21 protein-coding genes and 2 pseudogenes are annotated in these 24975 nt (G+C 38.7%); all 23 read left to right on the top strand.

Annotated elements, in window-relative coordinates; all coding sequences use genetic code 11:
• The first annotated feature begins 10 nt into the window (after positions 1-10).
• The 23 genes and pseudogenes from PXH68_RS09275 to PXH68_RS09165 all read left to right on the top strand — a co-directional run bounded on the left by PXH68_RS09275 (position 11) and on the right by PXH68_RS09165 (position 24920).
• On the top strand, positions 11-367 hold the full coding sequence (locus PXH68_RS09275; RefSeq protein ID WP_248027801.1) for a PrgI family protein: 357 nt from the start codon (positions 11-13) through the stop codon (positions 365-367).
• On the top strand, positions 321-2687 hold the full coding sequence (locus PXH68_RS09270; protein WP_053866476.1) for a VirB4-like conjugal transfer ATPase, CD1110 family: 2367 nt from the start codon (positions 321-323) through the stop codon (positions 2685-2687). Before PXH68_RS09275 ends, PXH68_RS09270 begins: the two co-directional genes overlap by 47 nt.
• Before the next feature lie 11 nt (positions 2688-2698).
• Entirely contained in the window at positions 2699-5290 is a 2592-nt protein-coding gene (locus PXH68_RS09265; protein WP_248027799.1) for a phage tail tip lysozyme, read from the top strand.
• Between the two features lie 20 nt (positions 5291-5310).
• Entirely contained in the window at positions 5311-5988 is a 678-nt protein-coding gene (locus PXH68_RS09260; RefSeq protein WP_053866483.1) for a hypothetical protein, read from the top strand.
• A 25-nt stretch (positions 5989-6013) separates the two neighbouring features.
• Positions 6014-6274, top strand: coding sequence for a hypothetical protein (locus tag PXH68_RS09255; protein ID WP_053866484.1), 261 nt, complete (start codon positions 6014-6016; stop codon positions 6272-6274).
• Entirely contained in the window at positions 6258-7208 is a 951-nt protein-coding gene (locus PXH68_RS09250; RefSeq protein WP_053866485.1) for a hypothetical protein, read from the top strand. The genes PXH68_RS09255 and PXH68_RS09250 overlap by 17 nt, the downstream gene beginning before the upstream one ends.
• A gap of 68 nt (positions 7209-7276) precedes the next feature.
• Positions 7277-8170 (top strand): LPXTG cell wall anchor domain-containing protein, encoded by an 894-nt coding sequence (locus tag PXH68_RS09245; RefSeq protein WP_053866486.1) that lies wholly within the window; start codon positions 7277-7279, stop codon positions 8168-8170.
• 60 nt (positions 8171-8230) lie between these two features.
• The gene (locus PXH68_RS09240) at positions 8231-8770 is read left to right on the top strand and encodes a hypothetical protein (protein WP_053866487.1); all 540 of its coding nucleotides are present in this window, start codon (positions 8231-8233) and stop codon (positions 8768-8770) included.
• Complete coding sequence (locus PXH68_RS09235) at positions 8771-10612, top strand: VirD4-like conjugal transfer protein, CD1115 family (RefSeq protein ID WP_053866488.1); 1842 nt, start codon at positions 8771-8773, stop codon at positions 10610-10612.
• 59 nt (positions 10613-10671) lie between these two features.
• Complete coding sequence (locus PXH68_RS09230) at positions 10672-11007, top strand: hypothetical protein (protein ID WP_248027797.1); 336 nt, start codon at positions 10672-10674, stop codon at positions 11005-11007.
• Position 11008: 1 nt separating this feature from the next.
• Entirely contained in the window at positions 11009-12736 is a 1728-nt protein-coding gene (locus tag PXH68_RS09225; RefSeq protein WP_061286134.1) for a DNA topoisomerase, read from the top strand.
• The gene (locus tag PXH68_RS09220; protein ID WP_061286132.1) at positions 12737-15973 is read left to right on the top strand and encodes a PBECR4 domain-containing protein; all 3237 of its coding nucleotides are present in this window, start codon (positions 12737-12739) and stop codon (positions 15971-15973) included. It begins immediately after the preceding gene.
• A 65-nt stretch (positions 15974-16038) separates the two neighbouring features.
• A complete protein-coding gene (locus tag PXH68_RS09215; protein ID WP_061286130.1) occupies positions 16039-16299 on the top strand; it encodes a hypothetical protein in 261 nt (86 codons plus the stop codon).
• A 202-nt stretch (positions 16300-16501) separates the two neighbouring features.
• The gene (locus PXH68_RS09210) at positions 16502-16876 is read left to right on the top strand and encodes a plasmid mobilization protein (RefSeq protein ID WP_061286128.1); all 375 of its coding nucleotides are present in this window, start codon (positions 16502-16504) and stop codon (positions 16874-16876) included.
• Between the two features lie 6 nt (positions 16877-16882).
• The gene (locus tag PXH68_RS09205; protein ID WP_105183081.1) at positions 16883-18523 is read left to right on the top strand and encodes a helical hairpin domain-containing protein; all 1641 of its coding nucleotides are present in this window, start codon (positions 16883-16885) and stop codon (positions 18521-18523) included.
• A gap of 182 nt (positions 18524-18705) precedes the next feature.
• On the top strand, positions 18706-19023 hold the full coding sequence (locus PXH68_RS09200) for a hypothetical protein (RefSeq protein ID WP_053866439.1): 318 nt from the start codon (positions 18706-18708) through the stop codon (positions 19021-19023).
• 351 nt (positions 19024-19374) lie between these two features.
• Entirely contained in the window at positions 19375-19992 is a 618-nt protein-coding gene (locus PXH68_RS09195) for a recombinase family protein (RefSeq protein WP_002321671.1), read from the top strand.
• Positions 19992-22136, top strand: coding sequence for a type IA DNA topoisomerase (locus PXH68_RS09190; protein ID WP_248027795.1), 2145 nt, complete (start codon positions 19992-19994; stop codon positions 22134-22136). Before PXH68_RS09195 ends, PXH68_RS09190 begins: the two co-directional genes overlap by 1 nt.
• Positions 22137-22251: 115 nt before the next feature.
• On the top strand, positions 22252-22485 hold the full coding sequence (locus PXH68_RS09185; RefSeq protein ID WP_020220349.1) for a peptide-binding protein: 234 nt from the start codon (positions 22252-22254) through the stop codon (positions 22483-22485).
• 75 nt (positions 22486-22560) lie between these two features.
• Complete coding sequence (locus tag PXH68_RS09180; RefSeq protein ID WP_213044451.1) at positions 22561-22629, top strand: 23S rRNA methyltransferase attenuation leader peptide; 69 nt, start codon at positions 22561-22563, stop codon at positions 22627-22629.
• A gap of 124 nt (positions 22630-22753) precedes the next feature.
• Positions 22754-23491, top strand: a complete 738-nt coding sequence (erm(B), locus tag PXH68_RS09175) for a 23S rRNA (adenine(2058)-N(6))-methyltransferase Erm(B) (protein WP_167787034.1) — start codon at positions 22754-22756, stop codon at positions 23489-23491.
• 169 nt (positions 23492-23660) lie between these two features.
• Positions 23661-23921, top strand: a pseudogene (locus tag PXH68_RS09170) (topoisomerase C-terminal repeat-containing protein); the annotation flags it as partial.
• 102 nt (positions 23922-24023) lie between these two features.
• Positions 24024-24920, top strand: a pseudogene (locus PXH68_RS09165) (ParA family protein).
• Positions 24921-24975 lie beyond the last annotated feature (55 nt).

Here is a 24975-nt window from a genome sequence, read left to right as displayed (position 1 = left end):
AAGAGGTTGTATGAATAAATTAGGAAGTGAGTTCCTGAAAGAGTTTGACAACTACGAAAGACCAGTAGCCTTTGGGTTAACTAAACGCCTACTGGTTTTGTTTTTAGGAATAGCGATAGTTGTTTCTTTAACAATTACAATTTCCTTGATGGAACTCTCAGATATTTTTACGTATCTTGTAACACTTATCATTGCCCCACCCTTCATTATCTATGGGTTAGGCTTTGATGAAGCTGTTAAGGACAAGGTCATGTTTAATCTCAAGGTTCAGAAAAGAGCCTTTCTAACAGAATTTGGGGAAGGAGATGAGTTTACAAAAGATGATTTTAAATCTTGGAAAAAAATCAAAGAATTTGACGAAAGCTGAAAAGGAACGTAAGGCACGCCTGAAACGTTCTTTAAAGGCTTCAACACAAAACACAATTAAATATAACAGTCTTTTTGAAAATGGGCTGATGCACATTGCCAAAAATGAATGGTCTCGGACTTATCGCCTGGGAGATGTTGCTTATATCTCAGCTAACCAGGAAGAAAAAATTGACGTGATTGATACACACGCTGAAGCCCTCAATTCACTAGATGCAGGGACGACTTATCAACTTTTGGTCATCAATCGCAGAATTGAAGATAATGCCGTTGAACAAATCAAATATGAAGAGGTCGGGGATGGCTTCGATAATTTCCGCAGGGAATACAATGAAATGATTGAGTCTCGCTTCTCAAGCGACTCAAAAAATTTCCAGGTTGAAAAGTATGTCACGCTGAAGACAGAAGCCTATAACAGAGGTCAAGCAGATGCAAACTTAAGCGAACTTGGAAACTCTCTTGAAAATCAGTATTCTCAGATGGATATTTCTTTTGAGGAAATGGATGGGAAAGAACGTCTGGACGTGTTTGCGGAGTTGCTTCTTGGTAAGCGTAAACTCCCTTATACTTTTAAGGATATTGCCTTGTCAGAATTGCACACCAAGGACTTTATTGCACCTAACAGGATTCATTTTTTGGAAAATCGTTTCCGAATCAATGAAGGGGTTGCTAAAGTCATGTATGCACGTAACTTCCCAACCTTCTTGACAGACCGCATGATTAAAAACTTGACGGATATTGGTGTAGAGTTGGCTATTACGGTTCAGGCTGAACCCTATGAACCTTCAGGCTTCATGAAGAAGATTAACAACGCTGACACAACAATCAAGGCTGAAATGGTCAAGGCACAGCGTTCAGGTGCTCAAGAAGGTGTCGATCAAGAATTGGCGGTCAGCGGTCGAGCACGTGAAATTTCAGAATCTACAAGACGTTGGAAAGAAGAAATTGACGACAATGACCAAAAAGCCTTCTCAGGACTGATTGCCGTGTATTTCAAAGCAGATAGTGAAGAAGAACTCTCAAGCATTACTGATAAGGTTCAGACGGCTTCTCGTAAGGTTGGGGTTGACTTCCAGGAGTGTTACTATTACCAGGAAGAAGGACTGAACACTATCCTTCCAATTGGTCATACATTCCTAAATGTGAAACGCCGTTTTGTCCGTGATATGACCACCGCTAACCTTGCAACTCAAGTGCCGTTTACCAATGTTGACCTCAAGTCAGAAAGTGAACGGGCGCTCTATTATGGTCAAAATCAACTGTCCAACAACGTCATCACAGTTGACCGTAAGGCTGACCTCAATACTGGTTCGGGAGTGGTGCTTGGTTCTTCAGGTTCAGGGAAATCTGTTACCGTGAAGACTATGGAAATTATCCCAACCTATCTGAAGAACCCTGAAGACCGTATCATTATTGTTGACCCTGAAGATGAGTATTCAGATATTGGGCGAGAATTTGGAGCGCAGTTGGTTGATATTTACATTGGCTCAAAATCTCACTTGAACTTGATGGATTTGCCTGATGTCAGTCAACTGAAGGATGGGGATGATGACCCTATCGGTGACAAGTCAAACTTGCTCATGGGTCTGTTTGAGTCTATCCTTGATGAAGTTGGGGACGTTCAATATACCATCATTGACCGTGTCACCCGTGAAACCTACAAGCGCTTTGCAGGTAGTGATAAGACTCCAACCCTTAAAGATTGGCATGATATTTTGGAAGAACAGCCTGAACCTGAAGCCCAGGAGCTAGCGCTTAAATCAGAAATCTATGCTAAAGGGTCGCAAAATATCTTTGCTCATGAGACTAATGTTGATATTACTGACCGTTTCGTAGTCTTTAACCTGAAACGTCTGTCAGGTAAACTCAAACCATTTGCTATGATGGTTATTCAAGACTATATTTGGAATCAGGTTGTTGCTTCTCAAGGAAAATTGACAACTCGCATCTACTTTGATGAAGTTCAGCTTTTCTTTAAAGAAGAAGCACAAGCTATCTTCTTTACTGAATTGTATTCACGGGTTCGTAAATATGGGGCGATTGCCACAGCCATCACTCAAAATATTGAAACCTTGATGAACAAGGAAGAGGGGCGTAAGCTCGTTTCAAATAGTGAGTTCATGATACTCTTGAAACATAAGAAATCTGACCTTTTAGCACTATCAAAAGCTATTACGTTGACCCCAACTCTTATCAGGTACATTGAAAAACCAAAAGCAAAGGGAACGGGCTTGATTGTTGCAGGTCAGATTGTTGTTCCTTTTGAAAATCCTATCCCTAATCACACAAGACTTTATGAACTTGTGACCACAGATGCTTAGGAGGTGTAACGTTGTCAAGAAAAACAAGACAAGACCTCCGAGATGCCAAGCGTGACTACAAGGAAGCCAAGTCTGACCTCAAGACAACGAAAAACAGCTATAAGCAGGCTGAAAAGAGGGAGTCTAGGCTTCTAAAACCCAAGACGGATGCTGAAAAGCGGTACTTGGGGCAGAAACAAAAGGCAAGACGGCAGGTCGCTAGCAAAGAATTAGCTACCCTGAAAGAAAAGAAGAAAACGACTAAGACCAAAAAGCGCCAAGCCATCCAACGTAACGGTGGGACTGGCGTTCAGAAGGTCGGAAGGGTTGCACATTACCAGGCTTCTCACTTTGTTGATTCTGCTTTTCAGGATAATGACGTTCTGGAAGATATTGCTTCAGCACGTCAAAATATCAGGCGTACACACGCTGAAATCAGGCAAGCTAAGAAGATTGGCAGTTACACTGTCAAAATAGGTAAAGGAGCGACTAGGGACGTTTATGGGGCAGGAAACCGCACCTATAATCTTGCCCGTGGTCGTGGGTTTACCAGGACTCCTATTTCTAATCGATGGGAAACCAAATTTAAAAACAAGTATCAGCGTTTGCGTGCAAGATTAAGAGTATCAAAAGCAGGCAAGACCGCTAGAACCACTAAGAAGGTTGCAAGCACTGTTAGCAAACCTATCTTGACCGTTCTCAAGAATCCGCTATCTGCTAAAGCCTATCTGATTATGTTTTTAGGCTTCTTGATTATCGCTCTTCTAGGAGTCGTCACAGGTGGCGGAAGTTCAACGGTTTCACAGAATGAATTTGACCTAACGGAAACTTGGACATACCTTTCCAAGATTGACCGTGAGAAGTCGAATGACAAGGTGGACTATTGGACAAATATTGATGAAATCATGATGTTCATGGGGTATAAGCATGAAGACTTTACCCTTAATAGCAATTATGATTCCAAGGATAAGAAGTGGTATCAGTTCAAACATTCTTATAAGGAACTTTTGTCTGACCTTTGGAAAGACCTGAACGGTGACAAAGACAACCTGAAAACAATGGCTGATATTTACACGTCAACCAAAAACAAGTATCTCAAACTCAGCAAGGATGAGATAAAGGACTATAATGAAATCTTGGAACAGGCAAAAGAAGTTGGCTACTATGTAACCTATAATGACCTGGACAACACTTTTACTAATAAGGCTGATGATGAGAAGCTAGACCCTATCCGAATTGATAAGCGCTTTGGCTACGTCTCCAAAAACAAAATGTATAACGGTTCGATTTTACAAGCGAACCAGGGAGACAAGCTCTATGCCGTCATGAGTGGTAAGGTCACAATCAAGGGAACAGACGTTACCATTAAGACCAGTTCGGCAGAGTTCACTTATAAGAAGGTGGCACGCCTTCGAGTGAAAAATGGTGATATGGTCAAAGCAGGTGATGAGATTGGTGAGGTCAGCGAGTCATCAGGTCAAGAGGTCTATTATAAGAAACTCAAGGACAAGAAAAAGAAGGAATGGGCTTGGGTCAACGTTGGCTTTTATCTTCCTAAAGTGGAGTACAATCAAACAACGTCAGTCATTTCAGATATGAATATTGAGGGCGATATTGCCAAGAAAATCAATAATATCTATAACTATCTGAAGAAACAAGACCCTAAAGTGACCAAAAATGGCGTGTCAGCCATGTTAGGGAACTTTTGGACAGAATCCTCCATCACAGCCAAACGGGCTGAAGGAGACTATCTCAGCCCTCCTGTTGGTGCTTCAGCAACTTCTTGGGATGACCCTAATTGGTTAAGCATGGGGAACATGGAAGTCTATGGCGGTAAGTATCCTAATATCGTTCATAGAGGACTAGGACTTGGTCAATGGACAGATACGGCAGACGGTTCAACCCGTCACACAGCCCTTCTGAACTATGCTAAGTCAAAAGGTAAAAAGTGGTACGATTTAGAGCTTCAGCTTGATTTCATGCTTCACGGGGATAGCCCTTATTACATTAAAATCCTGAATGACGTGCTACATTCTAATGAGGATGTCAATTCATTGACAACAACCTTCCTGGTCTATTGGGAAGGAAACTCAGGGGATAAGTTAGCTCAACGTCAGAACAACGCTCAACAAGTGCTTGCCTACCTTAAAAATCCAACGGGTGGCAGTACCAAAGGCGGAAGCTCAACCCTACAAAGCTCCTGGGGATTCCCTCAAGAGTATGCTTCAAAACTGAAAAGCTATCCATCTTCAGCAACCGTGTCCGCTTCGCTTGATGGCAATACTTATCCAATCGGTCAATGTACCTGGTATGTCTATAATCGTCTTGTAGAAGCAGGTTCACCGCACTATAATTGGCTTGGAAATGGTCAAGATTGGGTGAGAGGACTAGTCGCCAGAGGATGGACATTCAGTGACAAACCAGTTGCAGGTTCTGTTGTATCAGTAGCAGGAGGATTTGGATATTCGCTTCCACAATATGGACATGTAGCCTACGTGGAATATGTTAATGAGGATGGAACATTCCTTATCTCAGAATGTAATGTGAGTGGGATTCAAAATAAAATTCATTGGGCTGTATGGACCAACCAAACGTATTTTACTTTTGCTATTCCACCAAAATAAAGTAGAAAGATAGGAAAAATATGTTAGATGAAACAAAAATCAGGTATTTGAAAATAATTGGTTACGTTTTTTTAGTTGTGATTGCAGTCTTTATCGGAGTAGGGATTGGTCAAACCTCATCAGGTAAAACAACAAAGACGGGGGCATCTGAAACCAAACAAAGTCCAAAAGAAGAAGTTCTCACACAAGACAAGGTCGAAGAATTTCTGTTGAACTATTTCACCAAGAAAGACCTGGGTGAAAACCGCAAGCGTTATAAGGAATATATGACTGATGCGCTTTATAATCAAGAGGTTGCTAAAGAAGATGAACCAGTCAGTCAGACTTACAAAGGCTTTGTGGTTGATTTTGAATATAAGTCTTCAGAAATCTTCATCAATCAGAACAGCTTATCCGTCATCACTCAGGTAAACTATGTCAATACTTTGCTTGATGAAAAGAAGAACTATGATACCGCTCAAAAGGATGTCATGAATAAGCTCACGCTTCGTCTGACCTACGTTAATGATAATGGCACACTCAAGGTCAATAAGATTGAGTCAATCATTCTCACTGACCAAACAGGCGATTATGGCATCCTGGATAATACTACCATGTCTGAAGAGGATGAAGAAACAGAAGAGTCTTCAGAAGACAAAGAAGAGTCAAAAGAATCACAAGACAAAGTAGAAGCAAGCTCAGAAGAAGTTGCTTCTTAACTAGCTACCGAAAAGGAGAAAAAGAATGGTTACTAGAAAATCACAAGCAGAAACACTTAAAGCAAAAATCAATAAATTTGATGCTGAACTTGAAAAAATCAAAGACCAAAAAACACAGTTAGCTAATAAGGAAAGAGAGCTAAACAAACAGCTTAAAACAGCTAAGGCTGATTATATTGTCGCTTTGATGGCAGAATCAGGCAAGTCTATTGAAGACCTGGAACTCTTTGCCAAGACTGAGACAGTTGCTGAGAATGGTGGTGACGGTCATGTTTCGGATTACTAATATTCAAACCCGTCAGCAAGAAACTTGTCCTAACCGAGATGAACTGTTATCAATTATCAACGAAAAATCCGTTTGGGCTGAAGATAGGCATGAGTCTTTCACTCTTCAGCTTGAACAAGTTGCTGAAGATGGCTCACTCCTGGACAATATGACTCTTACCCTTCCCCTTCAGGAAATTGTAGAAGAAGCCCTTTCCAACTTCGGATTGAAGCGTGAGAAAAAAGGCTTCTCTTTGCTTCAGCGTAAGCCACAGGTGAGCGTTTCCGCAGAAGAGGTCACACAAAAAACTGAAGATGAGCTTGTAGAGCCAATCTCAGCACCTCAGATTGAGAAGAAAGAAGCACCTGCTTCTAAAAAAGACCTGGTTAAGCCCACTGAAAAACCTAAAAAAGAAAAGAAGGCTCAAAAGGTTTCAAAACCAAAACAAGCAGTAGCACCAAAAAAACCAAAAACTCAAAAAGCTCCAGGAGGAAACATCCTCACAAATGGGCTGATTTGGAAGGTGCTATCTCTGGGAGCTTTGGGAATGTCGGTCTTTGCTTTTAGCCTGGTACAGTCCCAAAATCAAAAACTTCAAAGCTTTGAAAATCGTTTGTCGGTTGAAGCTGACCAGGGAAAAGTTGAAGTGGTCGGCAGGTTCTTCATTGCCAACTATTACTCAGGAAACTCAGACAATCTGTCAGACTTCTTGAGTAAGGACTTGAAGGCTGAAGGTGTAGAAGCTAAAAAAGCGACTCAGGTTCAATCATCCATCTATGAAACGGTGTCATCATCAAAAGATACTATCAAAGTAACTTTTGTCGTGACAACCAAGGGAGATGATGACAGCAACATTAAGACCGTTCGTCTTACGCTTCCCTTTAAGGAAGATAAAAAATCCAAGTATGGCTATGTCCTGGTTGGTCAGCCAAATTTTTCAAGTTTTGCTGAATAAACATAGTGATTTAAATAGCTATAACTATCATTATAAACATAAATATAATTATAAATAGGAGTATCAACATGAAAAAATGGACAAAACTTATCACTTTATCATCAGTAGCGGTACTTGCTTCAGCAAGCCCCTTGACTGCATTTGCAGATGAAAACGCCCCTGTAACGTCTGATGTGCCTGCGGTTGTGACCACGCCTGAAGTGCCAACGGATACCTCTTCAGCGCCTTCAGATGATACCGTTGTTCCAACTGTTCCTGAAACCCCAACTGAAACACCAAGCACACCTGAAGATAATACTGTTGTTCCTACTGACCCTAACGTGACTGTTCCATCTACAAGTGAGCCTGCGGAAACAACACCTTCAACTGAAGTCACACCGCCATCAACTGAAGAGACCTCTCTTCCTTCGACTGAAGACAATTCAGCTAGTGAGCCATCTTCAACTGAAGCACCTACCCAGGATGCTGACACGACAACTGAACCAAAAACAAGTGAGCCTACTGAAAACACCGTGACCGTTCCAACAATTGACGGTGGGTCAACGACTCTGACTCCTGATGTCACTGTTCCAACTAACAATCCTAATATTTCAGCTCAAACAGCAGTAGATGCAGGAGCTAGTCAAGTTGGTACAACTTCAACTGTCACAGGTCAAGTGGTCTCAAATGTAGCCCCATCAGCACCAGTTTATACAAACACAGGCTATCAGATTGTGGCAACTCAAGATAGTCAAGTGATTGTCGCTTATTCAGATGGTTCAACAAGCACCCTTGCCCCTGAAGCAGTGGGAGGGACAGTTAATGCTGATAAGACCATCAGCATCACAGACCAATCAGGTAAAATGAAGACCTTGCCACACACGGGCGAGAAAGAAGAAGCGTTGATGACTCTTGCAGGGACAAGTATTCTTGCAGGACTGATGGCGTATTTCTTCAAGAAAAGAACACTTAAAAGCAACTAAGATATGACAGCGGTAGGTCAAAATCCTCACCGCTTTTCTTTTTAGAAAAAGGAGGTAAAAATGGACCAAGAACGAGTTGGAATGAAGGTCGGTGAGGTTTACAAACTCACAGGAGAATTGATGCTGAAAGCTCTCTATTATGCTATGGAAAATGGCTATCAGACAATCAAAAGCCACAGTGAAAGCAAGGTTTTCTCAGACAAGACTAACTGGAATCAGTTCATGGCAACTAAGGAAACTAAGCATTTTGAAACCTTTATGAATCATGAAGTCAACACAGAACGCCTGGAACAATACCTGAAAGGTTATGACGTGGGTTTTTCTATCAAGGACAATAGAAATGGGACAAGCACCATTGCTATCGATGCCAAAAATGTGAAGGCGCTTGAAGCAAGTTTCAAGGGTATCATCAATGATTTAACGAACCCTGACAAGGCTGAGAAGCTATCTTATAACCTGGTTAAAAGTCCTAAAAATATGACCGTGAAGGAAAAGCTCACTTATTACAAGAAGCAGGTCAAGGCTGATATTAAAGCTAAAAACCAGGTCAAAGTTCCAACGCCTAAAAAGGCGATTGCTAAAGATGAAAAGGGGTTATAGATGGTTACTGAACAGAAAAAAAGAAACTTCTTTATCTATCTGATTGTCGGGCTGATTCTCTTTTATGTGGTGCATTGGTTGGTTAAACTTTATGACCTAGCTCCTGCGACTGAAGGAGTCATCTTTTTTGATGAAGCCCGTTTAGACTGGATGAGGGCTAACTGGTCAAGCAAGTCTTTGATTGATTTTTCATTCACTCAATCTAGCCTATACGGTGGGGGGATTGCTTTTTTTATTGTCTTGATGTTTTACTTTCGAGTCAACGACAAAGGGCGTTACCGCTACGGAGAGGAACACGGATCGGCACGTTACGCAACGATTAAGGAGATAGCTTCCTTCAGAGATAAAGAACCTGAAAATGATATGATTTTCAGCCAAAATGGACGGATGGGGTTATTTAATAAGCGCCTTCCTTTCAACCGACAACTCAACAAAAATACTTTGACGGTTGGTCTGCCTGGTGATGGTAAAACCTTTACCTTTGTAAAGCCGAACCTGATGCAGATGAACAGTTCATTTGTCATCACAGACCCTAAAGGACTTCTTGTCCGAGAAACAGGTAAAATGCTTGAAGCTAACGGCTATAAAATTAAGGTCTTTGACCTGGTAAGCCTGACCAATTCTAATCAGTTCAATGTCTTTCATTATATGCATGATGAACTAGATATTGATAGGGTTGCTGAAGCCATTATTGCAGGGACAAAACGGTCTGATAATACTGGTGAGGATTTTTGGAATCAGGCTGAAATGCTCCTGATGCGTGCTTTGATAGGCTATCTCTATTTTGACGGTAAGGTTTTAAAAAAATATGAGCCAAACATTGCCCAGGTTGCTGACCTTTTAAGGAATATCAGGCGTGAGGATGAGGACACGCCTAGCGTAGTTGAAAGAATGTTTGAAGAGCTTGAAGAAGAACTCCCAGGGAATTATGCAAACAGGCAATGGGAACTCTTCAACGGGAACTTTGAAGGAAAAACCATGACCTCGGTCTTATCAGTGGCATCTTCACGATTTGCTGTCTTTGACCATGATGCAGTTAGAAACCTGACCGCACGTGATTCAATGGAAATGGAAAAATGGCAGACGGAGAAAACAGCGGTCTTCATTGCAATCCCTGAAACAGATAAATCCTTTAATTTCATTGCTACAACCATGTTTACCATGATGTTTAGACAACTTCCTAAAACGGCTGATGAGATTATTCAAGGGTTGCATCCAACCTGTAAACCTGAAGACTTACTCCATATCAGACTTATCTTAGATGAGTTTGCCAACTACGGACGTTTCCCAAATTTCACAGAAACGCTCTCTTCAGTCCGTTCACGTGAAATCTCTATTGATATTATCATTCAGGCTATTAGCCAACTGAAGGCGCTCTATAAAGACCAATGGGAAACCATCTTCAATAACTGTGCTACTCTGGTTTACCTGGGAACAAATGACAAGGAAACAATGAATTACTTCTCTATGCGGAGTGGTAAGCAGACTATCAATGTCAAGAATCAGTCCCAAACCAGGGGGGCGCAAGGCTCAAGCAGTCAGTCTATTCAAACCATCCAACGTGACCTCTTGACACCTGATGAGGTTGCCCGTATAGGCGTTGATGAAGCTCTTATCTTTATCTCGAAACAGAATGTCTTCAGGGACAAAAAGACCAACGTGCTTCAGCATCCACGGGCAAAAGAACTGGCAAATAGCCCAAGTGATGATAATTGGTATCGTTACATTCGCACCATGTCAGATATGGATGATTGGGATGCTAACGTGAACCATGATAGGGTGATTAACACCACAGAAAAACAAGTCTTAGAAGCTGACTTGCCTTTTAGTCTAGCTTCTTAAGCAAATGAGAAAACCTGTTAGGAAAGCCTAGCAGGTTTTGTTATTTTGGAGGAAATACAATGACAAGACAAGAAACAAGAGGAATAGGATACTTTGAAACCTTCTTTTCAGCCGTTGAAATGGAGACTATGGCTGAAGCACTCAAACAATTTGCCCTAGGACACCAGGTGACTGAAAAAAGTAATGAGGGCGAGGTTTTAAATGGCTTTATCGGCACGCTGATAAAGACTTTAGAGCTTGAAGAATTTCAGGCAGTTGCTCCGCAACTCTTCAGCTACCTTAGACACTATGAAGGAAGCCTGGAGGTAGAATCGATTGGGGCTTCAAAAGAAGACCTGAGTTATCTGAAGGACAACATAGACAGACTTCTTCAGGAGGAAATAGAGGTGATGTGAAATGAAATACCTGGTACTGGCTGAAAAGCCTGACCAAGCCAAGAAATATGCTCATGCCCTGGGACAAGCTAAGAATGAAAAAGGGGCTTGGAAAGTCACAACAAACTTGATAGACGGTCAAGTGACGGTGGTTTCAGCCGTTGGTCACTTGGTCGAGATAAAGAATCCTTATCAGAACTATGAAAATTGGGACTTGGCAAACTTGCCCGCTTTTCCTGAGACCTTCGAGTATGAGGTCAAGGCAGATAAGAAGAAGCAATTTAACCTGATAAAACGTGAGGTCAATCAAGCAGATTGCATCATCATAGGGACAGATGCAGACCGTGAGGGTGAGTCTATCGCTTATCTGATTTTGAGACTGATTCCAAATGCTCTGAAGAAGGTCAAATATAGGTTATGGGTCAACTCTCTGACGGATTCAGGAATTGTCAAAGCCTTCAAAAGCCTGAGACCTGCTGAAGAAACCCGACAATATGCTGAAGAAGCTGAAGCACGTGCCAAATCAGATTGGTTGGTTGGCTTTAATTTTAGCCCTTGGACATCATTGAAGCTCCAGGAGTTAGGTTATTTAGGGGAGAAGGAGAAGAAGTTTTCAGTTGGTCGAGTACAGACACCGATTGTTTCTCTAATCGTTGAAAATGACCTGGCTATTGATTCTTTTGAGCCTAGGCCGTTTTGGAAGGTAGAACTGATTGATGATGCAGGGACAATCTTCAAAAACAACACCAAATTTGAGACCCTAGAGAGCGCACAGGAGGCTCTAAAGGTTCTTGGGGGATATTCGGTCGTTCAATCTATTCAAAGCGAAAATAAGGCGGTTTCTGCGCCAAATTTATACCATTTGACAAGTCTTCAATCAGAAATGAGTAAGAAATATCACTTTGATTCAGCTTATACCCTTGAAATAGCTCAAAAGCTCTATCAAAAAGGGGTTACGTCTTATCCACGTACTGACCACAAATTGATTACCCCTAATGAATTTGAATACCTAGTTAAACACCTTGATGATTATAAAGCAATCCTGGGCATTGAAGCTGATTTACCTAACGTTAAGCCACGGAAGAAGTTTGTGCAAGATAAACAGATGGAACACTATGCCATCATCCCAACGGAAAACACGTCAGACGTGAGTTCACTTGAAGGAGATGAAAAAATCATCTATACGGAAATCCTCAAGAGAACGCTCTTGATGTTTGCTCCTGATTACCGTTACCAAGCAACACAAGTGACACTTGATAGCAATGGGAATACCTTCAGCGCTAAAGGAAGTGTGATGACTAATGAGGGGTGGACAAAACTAGCTGAAAAGGAAAATAAGGATTCCGTCTTACCTATCTACCAGGAGGGGGCTAGAATAGCCACTGAAGCCCAAATTAAGGAAGATAAGACAAAACCACCTGCAAGGCTAACAGAAAGCAGTCTGCTTGATGACGTGCTTCCTAAGTACAATTTAGGAACACCTGCAACACGAGCAGGCATCATTAAGACCATTATTGACCGTGACTATATCACACGTGACAAGAAGACAGGTCAACTTTTCCCAACAGATAGGGGGAAAATGCTTGTCCTTTTCCTGGATAATCTTGAAGTGATGTACACCAATCCTGAAACAACTGGAAAGTGGGAAACAGCCCTTCAGTTAGTTGGTCAAGGTCAAAAGTCTAAAGATTGGTTTATCGAGCAAACCAAAAAAGCCATAAGAGCACAATTAGAGAAAGGAGCAGGATAGATGGCAAGTATTGAAGAACTGAAGCAGTTATCCATTTTAGAGGTAGCTGAGAGCTTGGGAATGCAACTACACCGAACAGGAAGCCATACTTACGCCTGGCAAGAGCATGATTCCTTTACCATCAATACCAGGGATAACTATTTCAATTGGTTTGCCCGTTCTACTGGTGGTGATGTGATAAAAATGGTCCAGGTTGTCCAAGAGGAAACGTCAGGACAAGCCATTTCTTTTAAGCAAGCCAAGCATTTCTTGGAAGATGGGAGCTTTGATGCAGTGGATGTGACTGCAATCCCTGAAAAAGAACCTTTTCATTATTATCTTGAACCCTATGAAACAGAGTTTAAAGAGGGGAGAGAATACCTGAAGGACGTCAGGGGCTTGTCTGATGAGACGATCGATTTTTTCGCAGAAAAAGGCGTCTTATCACAAGCCACTAAAAAGACGGGTGACTACTTTGAACCTGTCCTAGTTTTTAAGAGTCTGGACACTCAAAATGAAATTATAGGGGCTTCTTTGCAAGGGATAAGGGAAAACTTAGACTTGTACGAAAGAGGGCGCTTAAAACAAATTATGAGGGCTTCAGATGGCTTGACAGGGATGCACATTGATATAGGGACACCATCTCGTCTAATCTTTGCAGAAGCCCCAATAGACCTGATGAGTTACTATGAACTCAAAAAGGACACCCTGAAGGATGTCCGATTAGTTGCTATGGATGGCTTAAAAGAATCAACTGTGAGTCGTCACGTGGCGGAACTCTTATCTGAAGTTGGTGAACTTAATGGCGAGGTTGACCAGGAGAAAAAATCTTCCTTCCTGGCTGATATGGCTAGAGTAACCACTTTCTTTGAAGATGGAAAACACCAGGATTTAATTACCCTTGCCGTTGATAATGATGAAGCAGGTCATACCTTTATTGAGCGCCTGACTGCTAAACAAATTGAAGTCACCCTTGACCTTCCACCAATAGCAGAAGACCAGGACAAAATGGACTGGAATGATTACTTGAAAGAATCTAAGTACCCAACAGTTAAGACACAAGAAAAAGCTCCTGACCGAAGTCAAGAGCCATCTAACACTGGGGGCGAATTGTTCAATCGCAATTTCAGTTCTTTAGAAACCGAAGTTTCAGGGATAGCACTGCAACCCGAAGAGTCAAAGACTCAACCTGATTTTCCTGCCAATGTTCAATTACATTTTAACATTGACAAGTCAGTTAAGTCAAGTTATAGGCTACGTGGTGGCTACAAATATCCTGAAGATAAGGACATAAGGACTCTAAACAACTATGCGGATAGTTTGCAACGGTCAGCCCAACAGTATTTAGACAGCTTTTCCAACCAAAAAATCATTTATGCTTTTAACGAAGATGACCAACTTAACTTTTTAGAGGTCGGCTTTGAAAAGAGACACTGGATGCACCTGACAGGAATAATGCCAATCTATGACGAACACTTGCCTTCAGTTGCTGAGAAATTTATTGATGAAGTGGCTTCAGGTCATCTGTCATTTCAGAATGTGACACTTGGTCAAGGCTATAACGATAAAATCAAAGTCTTGCCAATGTTACCTGAGCTGTTAGACTCCAAAGCCTTCACCTTTAATGACTTAAGTTCGGTCCAAAAGTTCAAGCGTTTGGAATTAGAAAAAGGAATTAAACCCGAAAATGAAGACCTCATTTTAGCTCTAAAAATGGATGACAATTCAGCCGTTCCTGCTTCATTGATGAAGCTAACTCATAAAGCTTATCAGACGATTGAGCCATCTCAAAGAACGGTATTAGGTGTGTTTGCTGAAAAGGATAATCAGATTAAAACACTATCCATCAATCATGATTTTATCAAGGATGATGGAAAAGAAATGCTTGAGACTTTGCGAAAAAGTCGAGAGATAGAACCACTTAAAGATGAACCAAATTTAAAACATGGAGGATTAACAATGCCAACTAATCAAGACTTAAATTTAAGAAATCGTTTTGACCAAATTCTCAGAGAAGAAGAGGAGAGAAAGAAAGACCAGGCACGAAAAGATGAACGTGAACGTGATTCAGATGGTGATGGGATTTCTGATGAAGTTGAAAAAAATCAAGGCACAAGTCCTTACAATGCTGATACAGATGGGGATGGAAAATCCGATAATGAAGAAATTGGTTACGGTTCAAATCCTTTGGATGTTAACCATCCAAACAATCAAAATCAATCCTCTTCAGCTCCAACAAGAAGTGTTGCAGAATTGATTGAAGCAAAAGATAGCAAGGGTCTTTCTCAGGTTTTAAGAGAAGGAGTCAAAAGTTATTTTGAGTCTGATACCTACAAACAATACTTGACCACCATGAGCAAGTTTCACAATTATTCCCCTGGGAATATTCAGTTGATTTACATGCAAAATCCTGAAGCTACACACGTGGCATCTTTTAAAAAATGGAAAGATGACTTTGAAAGAAATGTCAATAAGGGTGAAAAAGCCTTACGGATTTTTGCGCCAATTACCCTTAAAAAGAAAGACCCTAAAACGCATGAACCCCTTCTTGATGAAAATGGAAATGAACAAACCTACACGTCCTTTAAACTTGTTCCTGTCTTTGATATTTCCCAAACAAACGGAAAAGAATTAGCTAAACCCATCTATGAACTCGAAGGGACTTATGAAGATTATGGCAATCTTTATAAGTCAGCTAAAGAGGTTTCGGAAGCTAATGGCGTTCCCCTTTCTTTCAGTGATGATACAGGAAGGGCAAAAGGGTATTACTCACCAACCAACAATGAAATTGTTATTAAGAAGGGACTATCGGAGCAACATACGCTTAAAACCATTTTCCATGAAATGGCACATTCTGACTTGCACAACATGGAAAAAATTCAAGAAAATCCACTAAAAAGAAGTACCGCAGAATTACAAGCTGAGTCAGTTGCTTTTGTCGTTGCTAGTCACTATGGACTTGATACGAGTGATTATAGTTTTGGATATTTAGCGAACTGGACGGATGACCCTCAAGGTCTGACTGACCTAGAAGGTCAAATTAAAATTGTACAAAAAGAAGCTAATAGCCTGATTTCAAGAATTGATAAAGCCCTTGAAAAGTATCAAAGTAAAGAAGTTACAAAAGATGTTTTTCAAGATAAAATTAACCGCTTGAAACAAGAAGCTAAAGAAAAACCCGTTGAAGCTAAAAAGGAAGAGCAGGCGAAAGAAGAGCCAAAAAAATTACAAAAGAGCGACAACGAGATGAACCTGTAAAAGACCTTGTCGCTCAATTATCCGCAGGCTTTATGAATCGTAGAAAACAATCGGAGGACTAAACTATGAATGACACAATCGAAACAACTTTACTTTTGAACCTACTCTATTTTGAGAATGGCATATACACCAGGAATGAAAATTTTATCGAAGCCAAGCGCAGAAAAGCCATTGCTCTTTTAGATGAAGATGCTGACGAGCTAAAAGACATTGACCCTGATTTAGCTCAAGAATATGCTGAGACAATCACCTATCTTGAAACTCTTTCTGATGAAGAGTATCAAACCAAAAAGGAAGAATTGCTTCAACAAGTTGAAGTCAATTAAGGTCCGAAGGACGACTTAGGGGCTTGGGGATATTCCCCAAAACTTTGAAAGATTGACCCGCTCAAAATTGGCACTTTGCCAGTTTTGAGTTTTGGGAAAATCTTTTAAATATTGCTAGGTGGTACCACCTTGCTATGCTTGCCAGTTTGAAAAGTATAGCGGGTGACAGCGCATAAGCCAAATAAAATGAACGAGGTTTATTATGAGTGATGAAAAGAAACTATACAGACAAATTCAAAGAAAGTTCCGTGTTACCCCTGAAGAAAATGAACTAATCAAGAGTAGAATGGAGTTACATAATTTTTCAAATTTTAACACATACGCTCGTTATATGCTTTTGACTGGTGAGGTGGTAACGGTTGATTATTCTGAGTTGATAAAATTGAGAACAGAGATAAATAGAATTGGTACAAATATCAACCAACTTGTAAAATATGTCAACACGAATGAAGAAGTTAGTCTTGAAAATTATCGAACTTTGCAGGAATCACTAGCAGAGGTTAAGCGCTTGGTTGATGAAAATTTTAACCGAGAAATTGCCCATATTGAAAAAGTCTTGAAGGAAAGAAAGGAGTAAATTGATTTGGTAGTAACAAAAGTCAAACAGATAAAATCAGTCAATAAATTATCTGATGGTATCAAGTATATTGAAGATGGTGCTAAAACCATTGGAGCTGAATTACTTGATTCAGATTTAAACTTTCCTATCAAGTTTGTAAATGGTCAACCTGTCTCTCAGTTGGTTTCAGGAAATCTGATAATTGATGTAGAGTCTGCTTATTCAGAAATGATGCAACTGAAGCAACTTGCCAATTTAGAAAAAGGCAGACCAATCAATAATGAGGAGTTGGTCAAAAATGACGTTTTAGCCCACCATGTTATTCAATCATTTTCCCCTGAAGATAATCTGACACCTGAACAGGTACATGAAATTGGACGAAAGACGGCACTTGAGTTGACAGGTGGAAGTCATCAATTTGTGATTGCCACTCACATGGACAAGGGGCATCTACACAATCACATTTATATCAATTCCACTAACTCAGTAACTCTTAATAAATTCAGATGGCAGAAGGGCACAAAAAAAGCCCTGGAGCAAATTTCTGATAAGTATGCTGATTTAGCAGGAGCAAAAATCCTTGAAAATAAAAATCAATTTGGTCACAAAGAATACTCAGCTTATCAGAAAGAAAATATCTTCAAATTAGAAATCAAGTCCCGTCTTGAATTTTTGCTGAAGCACTCAGTTAACCTATCAGATTTTCAAGAAAAGGCAAAGGCGCTTAATCTTGCAGTGGACTTTTCGGGCAAATATGCCAAGTATAAATTACTTGATAAAGACCAAAAGAGAAATACCCGTGACAGTACCTTGTCAAAAAAGGGACGTTACTCTTTGGAACAAATTCAAGAGCGACTAGCTAAAAATGAAATCGTGCATCCGCTAGAGTCAATTAAAAGCGAGTATGACAAATTACAAGCCGAGAAAGCTGAAGATTTTGAAATCAGGGTCAAAATTGAACCGTGGCAGATCGAGCATGAAACAGACACAGGGATTTATCTTCAAATGCAGTATGGGATAGCCAATCAAGGAACAGTTAAAATTCCAAGTCGCTTAGTTGATAAACAGGATGACGGGAGCTTTGATGTCTTTATCAAGAAATCTGATTTTTTCTATTTCATCAATCCTGACAATTCAGCAAGTAACAAATTTATGAAAGGGTCAACGCTTATCAATCAGCTTGCTTATGAGAGTGGAGAATATATCTTGACCAAGAACCCTAATATTTCCAAGTTGGATTTACTGGTCAAGGAATATAATTACCTAGTCAGTCATAATGTATCTGATTCTGACCAGTTTCATGAACTACGTGACCGCTTCATTGCTCAAATCGAAGAAACACAAGATTCATTAGATAGGCTTGATGACAAAGTGGAACGCTTGAACAAGATTGCTTCAGCGCTTGAAGATATTCATTCAGAAAGTCCGATTGATGCAAAAATAGCTTATCAAGTTTTGGAAGAACTCAATATCTCATCTTCAGTCAATCCAAAAGAGATTGAAAAACAGGTTGTCGAGGTTTCAATCGAGCGAAAAGCCCTGAAGGAAAAATTTGATAGTATTGTTAAAGACTTTACTCAATATGAAAAACTTGAGAAACACGCTCAAGCAAGAAGACAAGAAACTTCCTATCAGACAAAAGCCCCTGAAGAAATAGAAAGATAGGCTAAGAAAAATCACCGCCAACGGCGATCGATTTTTCGGTGAAATAAAATTCTAAAACAAGGCAAGGAGATTATAAACTTTTATTTGAAAAGGATAGAGAAAATTTAGAAAGATAATAGACAAAAACATATATAGGAGTATAATAAAACTAAAAATGTTATAAAGTTTCTTTGAGGTACTATATGGAAAAAACAACATTAAAAGATTTTCTTGGTCAATTAGAAGGAAATGACTGGAAATGTACTTACACGGTAACATATCGTAGCCCAGGTAAATCACCTCTAACTATGTCTGGTAATGCTAAACTTATTAATTATCGAGGCAGTCTGTTGATTAAGTGGGATAATGAATACAGTTTAGAAAGGGAATTTGGTCAGATTCCAGTATCAAGTTTTTCTCTCTATCAAGATATCGAGTATGATGCTCGAGAAAATGAGTATAGTAATGCTCTCTCATTTGCAATAAAAACTCCCACATGGGATATGTATTTTATTTTGTAAATAGAAAAATGGTCATGTCTATTAGATATGGTCATTTTCTATTTATTTTATTAAATAACGTGGACAATAGAGTATACTTATTTGTCCTATAAACTATTTAGCAGCATAATAGATTTATTGAATAGGTCATTTAAGTTGAGCATATTAGAGGAGGAAAATCTTGGAGAAATATTTGAAGAACCCGATTACATGGATTGGATTAGTTCTTGTGGTTACGTGGTTTTTAACTAAAAGTAGTGAATTTTTGATTTTTGGTGTGTGTGTCTTGTTGTTAGTATTTGCTAGTCAAAGTGATTAAATAGAATTCATATCCAATTTATTTTTTTCTTAACAAGGGAGGTGTTTTTTAACATGACTAAAGTAGGGTATGCACGTGTCAGTAGCAAAGAACAGAACTTAGATAGACAACTGAAAGCGTTAGAGGGCGTTTCTAAGGTCTTTTCAGACAAAGCAAGCGGTCAATCGGTCGAACGCCCACAATTACAAGCTATGCTTAACTATATTCGTGAAGGGGATATAGTTGTTGTTACTGAATTAGATCGATTAGGACGAAATAATAAAGAATTAACAGAATTGATGAATCAAATTCAAATTAAGGGGGCAACCCTGGAAGTCTTAAATTTACCCTCAATGAATGGTATTGAAGATGAAAATTTAAGACGGCTGATTAATAATTTAGTGATTGAATTGTATAAGTACCAAGCGGAATCTGAACGCAAACGAATTAAAGAACGCCAAGCCCAAGGAATTGAAATTGCTAAGAAAAAAGGAAAATTCAAAGGGCGACAACTGAAATTCAAAGAAAATGATCCACGTTTACAACACGCTTTCGATTTGTTTTTGAACGGTTTATCCGATAAAGAAGTTGAAGAACAAACTGGAATTAATCGCCGAACGTTTAGAAGGTATCGATCAAGATACAACGTGACAGTCGATCAAAGAAAAAACAATGAAAAGAGGGATAGTTAATGAGTACGGTTATTTTAGCTGAAAAACCAAGCCAGGCATTAGCCTATGCAAGTGCTTTAAAACAAAGCACCAAAAAAGACGGTTATTTTGAGATCAAAGACCCAATCTTTGCAGATGAAACGTTTATCACGTTTGGTTTTGGGCATTTAGTCGAGTTAGCAGAACCAGGTCATTATGACGAAAAGTGGCAAAATTGGAAACTTGAATCATTGCCGATTTTTCCTGATCGATACGATTTTGAAGTGGCAACAGATAAAAAAAAGCAGTTTAAAATTGTTGCTGAACTTTTAAAACAAGCAAATACAATCATTGTCGCAACAGATAGCGACAGAGAAGGCGAAAACATTGCCTGGTCGATCATTCATAAAGCAAATGCCTTTTCTAAAGATAAAACGTATAAAAGACTATGGATCAATAGTTTAGAAAAAGATGTGATCCGTAGCGGTTTTCAAAATTTGCAACCAGGAATGAATTACTATCCCTTTTATCAAGAAGCGCAAACACGCCAAATTGCCGATTGGTTGATCGGCATGAATGCAAGCCCTTTGTATACGTTAAATTTACAGCAGAAGGGCGTACAAGGTACATTTTCACTAGGACGTGTTCAAACGCCCACCTTATATCTTATTTTTCAGCGCCAGGAAGCCATAGAAAACTTTAGAAAAGAACCTTTTTTCGAGGTGGAAGCTAGTATAAAAGTAAACCAAGGGTCATTTAAGGGCGTTATAAGCCCCACACAGCGCTTTAAAACCCAAGAGGAGCTTTTAGCTTTTGTTTCTTCTGAACAAGCTAAAATAGGCAATCAAGAGGGGATAATTGCTGATGTTCAAACCAAAGAGAAGAAAACGAATAGTCCGAGTTTGTTTTCTTTAAGTAGTTTGCAATCAAAAGTTAATCAGCTTTATAAAGCGACAGCGAGCCAAACTTTAAAAGCTATGCAAGGACTGTATGAAGCAAAATTATTGAGTTATCCAAGAACAGATACACCATTTATTACAGAGAACGAATTTGCTTATTTAAAAGCGAATTTTGGCAAATATAGCGGTTTTTTAGGACTTGATCTTGAAATGGTTCAAACAGAGCCTAGAAAGCGTTATGTGGACGGTAGTAAGGTACAGGAACACCACGCCATTATCCCAACAAAACAAGTACCTACCGAATCTGCATTAGCGAAAATGGACGATTTACAACGAAAAATATATGCTTTAGTCGTTAAAACGACCGTTGCCATGTTTCTACCTGATTATTTGTATGAAGAAACTAAGATACAAACCAAAGTAGCCGACTTACTTTTTCAATCAATAGGCAAGACACCAAAGCAAGAAGGGTGGAAAATTCTTTTTAAACAGCAAAACAAAGAAGAAAAAGAGGACGTTCAAACGTTACCCTTGGTTATCATTGGAGAACATGCCGAGGTTGACGTTAAGAGTGCCGAAAAAGAAACACAACCACCGAAAGCTTTTACAGAGGGTACATTATTAACTGCTATGAAAACCGCTAATAAAACGGTTGATGATGAAGAAGCAATCAAGATTTTACAAGAAGTCGAGGGAATCGGAACAGAAGCGACAAGAGCAAGCATTATTGAAGCCTTGAAACAAAAAGAATATATCCAAGTCATTAAAAATAAACTTGTTGTGACTGAAAAAGGTAAATTATTGTGCCAGGCAGTCGAAAGTCAGCACCTCTTAACGAGTGCTGAAATGACGGCTAAATGGGAAACGTATTTAAAGAAGATTGGTAAAAGAGAAGGCAATCAAGAAAACTTTATTAATAATATCAAGAAGTTTATCGTTCATTTATTGGAAAATGTACCTACCGATATAGAGAAATTAAGTTTTGCTGATTACCAGGAACAGAAAGAAAAAGAAGCAGAAAAAAATATTGTTGGAAAATGTCCTAAGTGTGGCAACAATATTGTATTAAAAAAATCGTTTTATGGTTGTTCAAATTATCCTGAATGTAAGTTTACTTTAGCTGAACATTTTAGAAAGAAAAAACTAACCAAAACAAATGTAAAAGAATTACTAGAGGGAAAAGAAACCCTGGTAAAAGGAATCAAAACGAAAGATAAAAAGTCCTACAATGCCGTTGTAAAAATTGGAGAAAAGGGATATATTGATTTTATATCTTTCTCAAAATAAACATAAAAGCCCTTTAAATAGGGCTTTTATATATTAATCACAAATCACTTATCACAAATCACAAGTGATTTGTGATAAAATAAGAATAAGAAGAAATAGAAAGAAGTGAGAGATCGTGGGAAATTTAGGCGCACAGAAAGCAAAACGAAATGATACGCCAATCAGCGCAAAAAAAGATATAATGGGGGATAAGACGGTTCGTGTTCGTGCTGACTTGCACCATATCATAAAAATCGAAACAGCAAAGAATGGCGGAAACGTAAAAGAAGTTATGGAAATAAGACTTAGAAGCAAACTTAAGAGTGTGTTGATAGTGCAGTATCTTAAAATTTTGTATAATAGGAATTGAAGTTAAATTAGATGCTAAAAATTTGTAATTAAGAAGGAGGGATTCGTCATGTTGGTATTCCAAATGCGTTAACAAATGCGTTATGTAGATAAAACATCTACTGTTTTGAAACAGACTAAAAACAGTGATTACGCAGATAAATAAATACGTTAGATTAATTCCTACCAGTGACTAATCTTATGACTTTTTAAACAGATAACTAAAATTACAAACAAATCGTTTAACTTCTGTATTTGTTTATAGGTGTAATCACTTCAGGAGTGATTACATGAAAAAAAATATAAAATATTCTCAAAACTTTTTAACGAGTGAAAAAGTACTCAACCAAATAATAAAACAATTGAATTTAAAAGAAACCGATACCGTTTACGAAATTGGAACAGGTAAAGGGCATTTAACGACGAAACTGGCTAAAATAAGTAAACAGGTAACGTCTATTGAATTAGACAGTCATCTATTCAACTTATCGTCAGAAAAATTAAAACTGAATACTCGTGTCACTTTAATTCACCAAGATATTCTACAGTTTCAATTCCCTAACAAACAGAGGTATAAAATTGTTGGGAATATTCCTTACCATTTAAGCACACAAATTATTAAAAAAGTGGTTTTTGAAAGCCATGCGTCTGACATCTATCTGATTGTTGAAGAAGGATTCTACAAGCGTACCTTGGATATTCACCGAACACTAGGGTTGCTCTTGCACACTCAAGTCTCGATTCAGCAATTGCTTAAGCTGCCAGCGGAATGCTTTCATCCTAAACCAAAAGTAAACAGCGTCTTAATAAAACTTACCCGCCATACCACAGATGTTCCAGATAAATATTGGAAGCTATATACGTACTTTGTTTCAAAATGGGTCAATCGAGAATATCGTCAACTGTTTACTAAAAATCAGTTTCATCAAGCAATGAAACACGCCAAAGTAAACAATTTAAGTACCGTTACTTATGAGCAAGTATTGTCTATTTTTAATAGTTATCTATTATTTAACGGGAGGAAATAATTCTATGAGTCGCTTTTGTAAATTTGGAAAGTTACACGTTACTAAAGGGAATGTAGATAAATTATTAGGTATACTACTGACAGCTTCCAAGGAGCTAAAGAGGTCCCTAGCGCCTACGGGGAATTTGTATCGATAAGGGGTACAAATTCCCACTAAGCGCTCGGGACCCCTTGTAGGAAAATGTCCTAAGTGTGGCAACAATATTGTATTAAAAAAATCGTTTTATGGTTGTTCAAATTATCCTGAATGTACCTTCACTTTAGCTGAACATTTTAGAAAGAAAAAACTCACCAAAACAAATGTAAAAGAATTACTGGAGGGAAAAGAAACCCTGGTAAAAGGAATCAAAAACAAAGAGAAAAAGCCCTACAATGCCGTTGTAAAAATTGGGGAAAAGGGATATATTGATTTTATCTCTTTTTCAAAATAAACATAAAAGCCCTTTAAAGAGGGCTTTTATATATTAATCACAAATCACTTATCACAAATCACAAGTGATTAATCACAAATCACTTGTGATTTGTGATTCTTAATGATACAATATTACTATACAAAAAAAGAATGGGGCGTAGTTATGGAGAAGGAAAAACTAAAAATACTTGAAGAATTAAGACGTATTTTAAACAATAAAAATGAAGCAATTATTATCTTGAATAATTACTTTAAAGGTGGTGTTGGAAAGTCCAAATTATCGACTATGTTTGCTTACTTGACAGACAAATTGAATTTAAAAGTTTTAATGATCGATAAGGACTTACAGGCAACATTGACAAAAGACTTAGCAAAAACTTTTGAGGTAGAATTGCCACGTGTCAATTTTTATGAAGGCTTGAAAAATGGAAACTTGGCTTCTTCTATTATTCATTTGACTGATAATTTAGACTTGATCCCTGGCACGTTTGATTTGATGTTACTGCCAAAATTAACTCGCTCATGGACGTTTGAAAATGAAAGTAGATTGCTTGCTACTCTTTTAGCACCTTTAAAAAGTGACTATGATCTTATTATTATTGATACTGTACCAACGCCAAGCGTTTATACAAATAATGCAATCGTGGCGAGTGATTACGTTATGATCCCTTTACAAGCAGAAGAAGAAAGTACAAACAACATTCAAAACTATATTTCCTATTTGATTGATTTGCAAGAACAGTTTAACCCTGGACTAGATATGATTGGTTTTGTTCCTTATTTAGTTGATACGGACAGCGCAACGATAAAATCAAACCTGGAAGAACTGTACAAAGAACATAAAGAGGATAATTTGGTTTTCCGAAATATTATCAAGCGAAGTAATAAAGTAAGTACTTGATCTAAAAATGGCATTACAGAACACAAAGGCTATGACAAAAAAGTTTTGTCTATGTATGAGAACGTATTTTTTGAAATGCTTGAGCGAATCATTCAATTAGAAAACGAAAAAGAATAGAATCACAAATCACAAGTGATTAATCACAAATCACTTGTGATTTGTGATTGTTGAT

Origin of the sequence: Streptococcus sp. 29896, from assembly GCF_032594915.1 — a bacterium.
GTDB lineage: Bacteria > Bacillota > Bacilli > Lactobacillales > Streptococcaceae > Streptococcus > Streptococcus suivaginalis.
The sequence above is the reverse complement of the archived record's forward strand: the minus strand, read 5'-3'. Positions and strand labels throughout refer to the sequence as shown.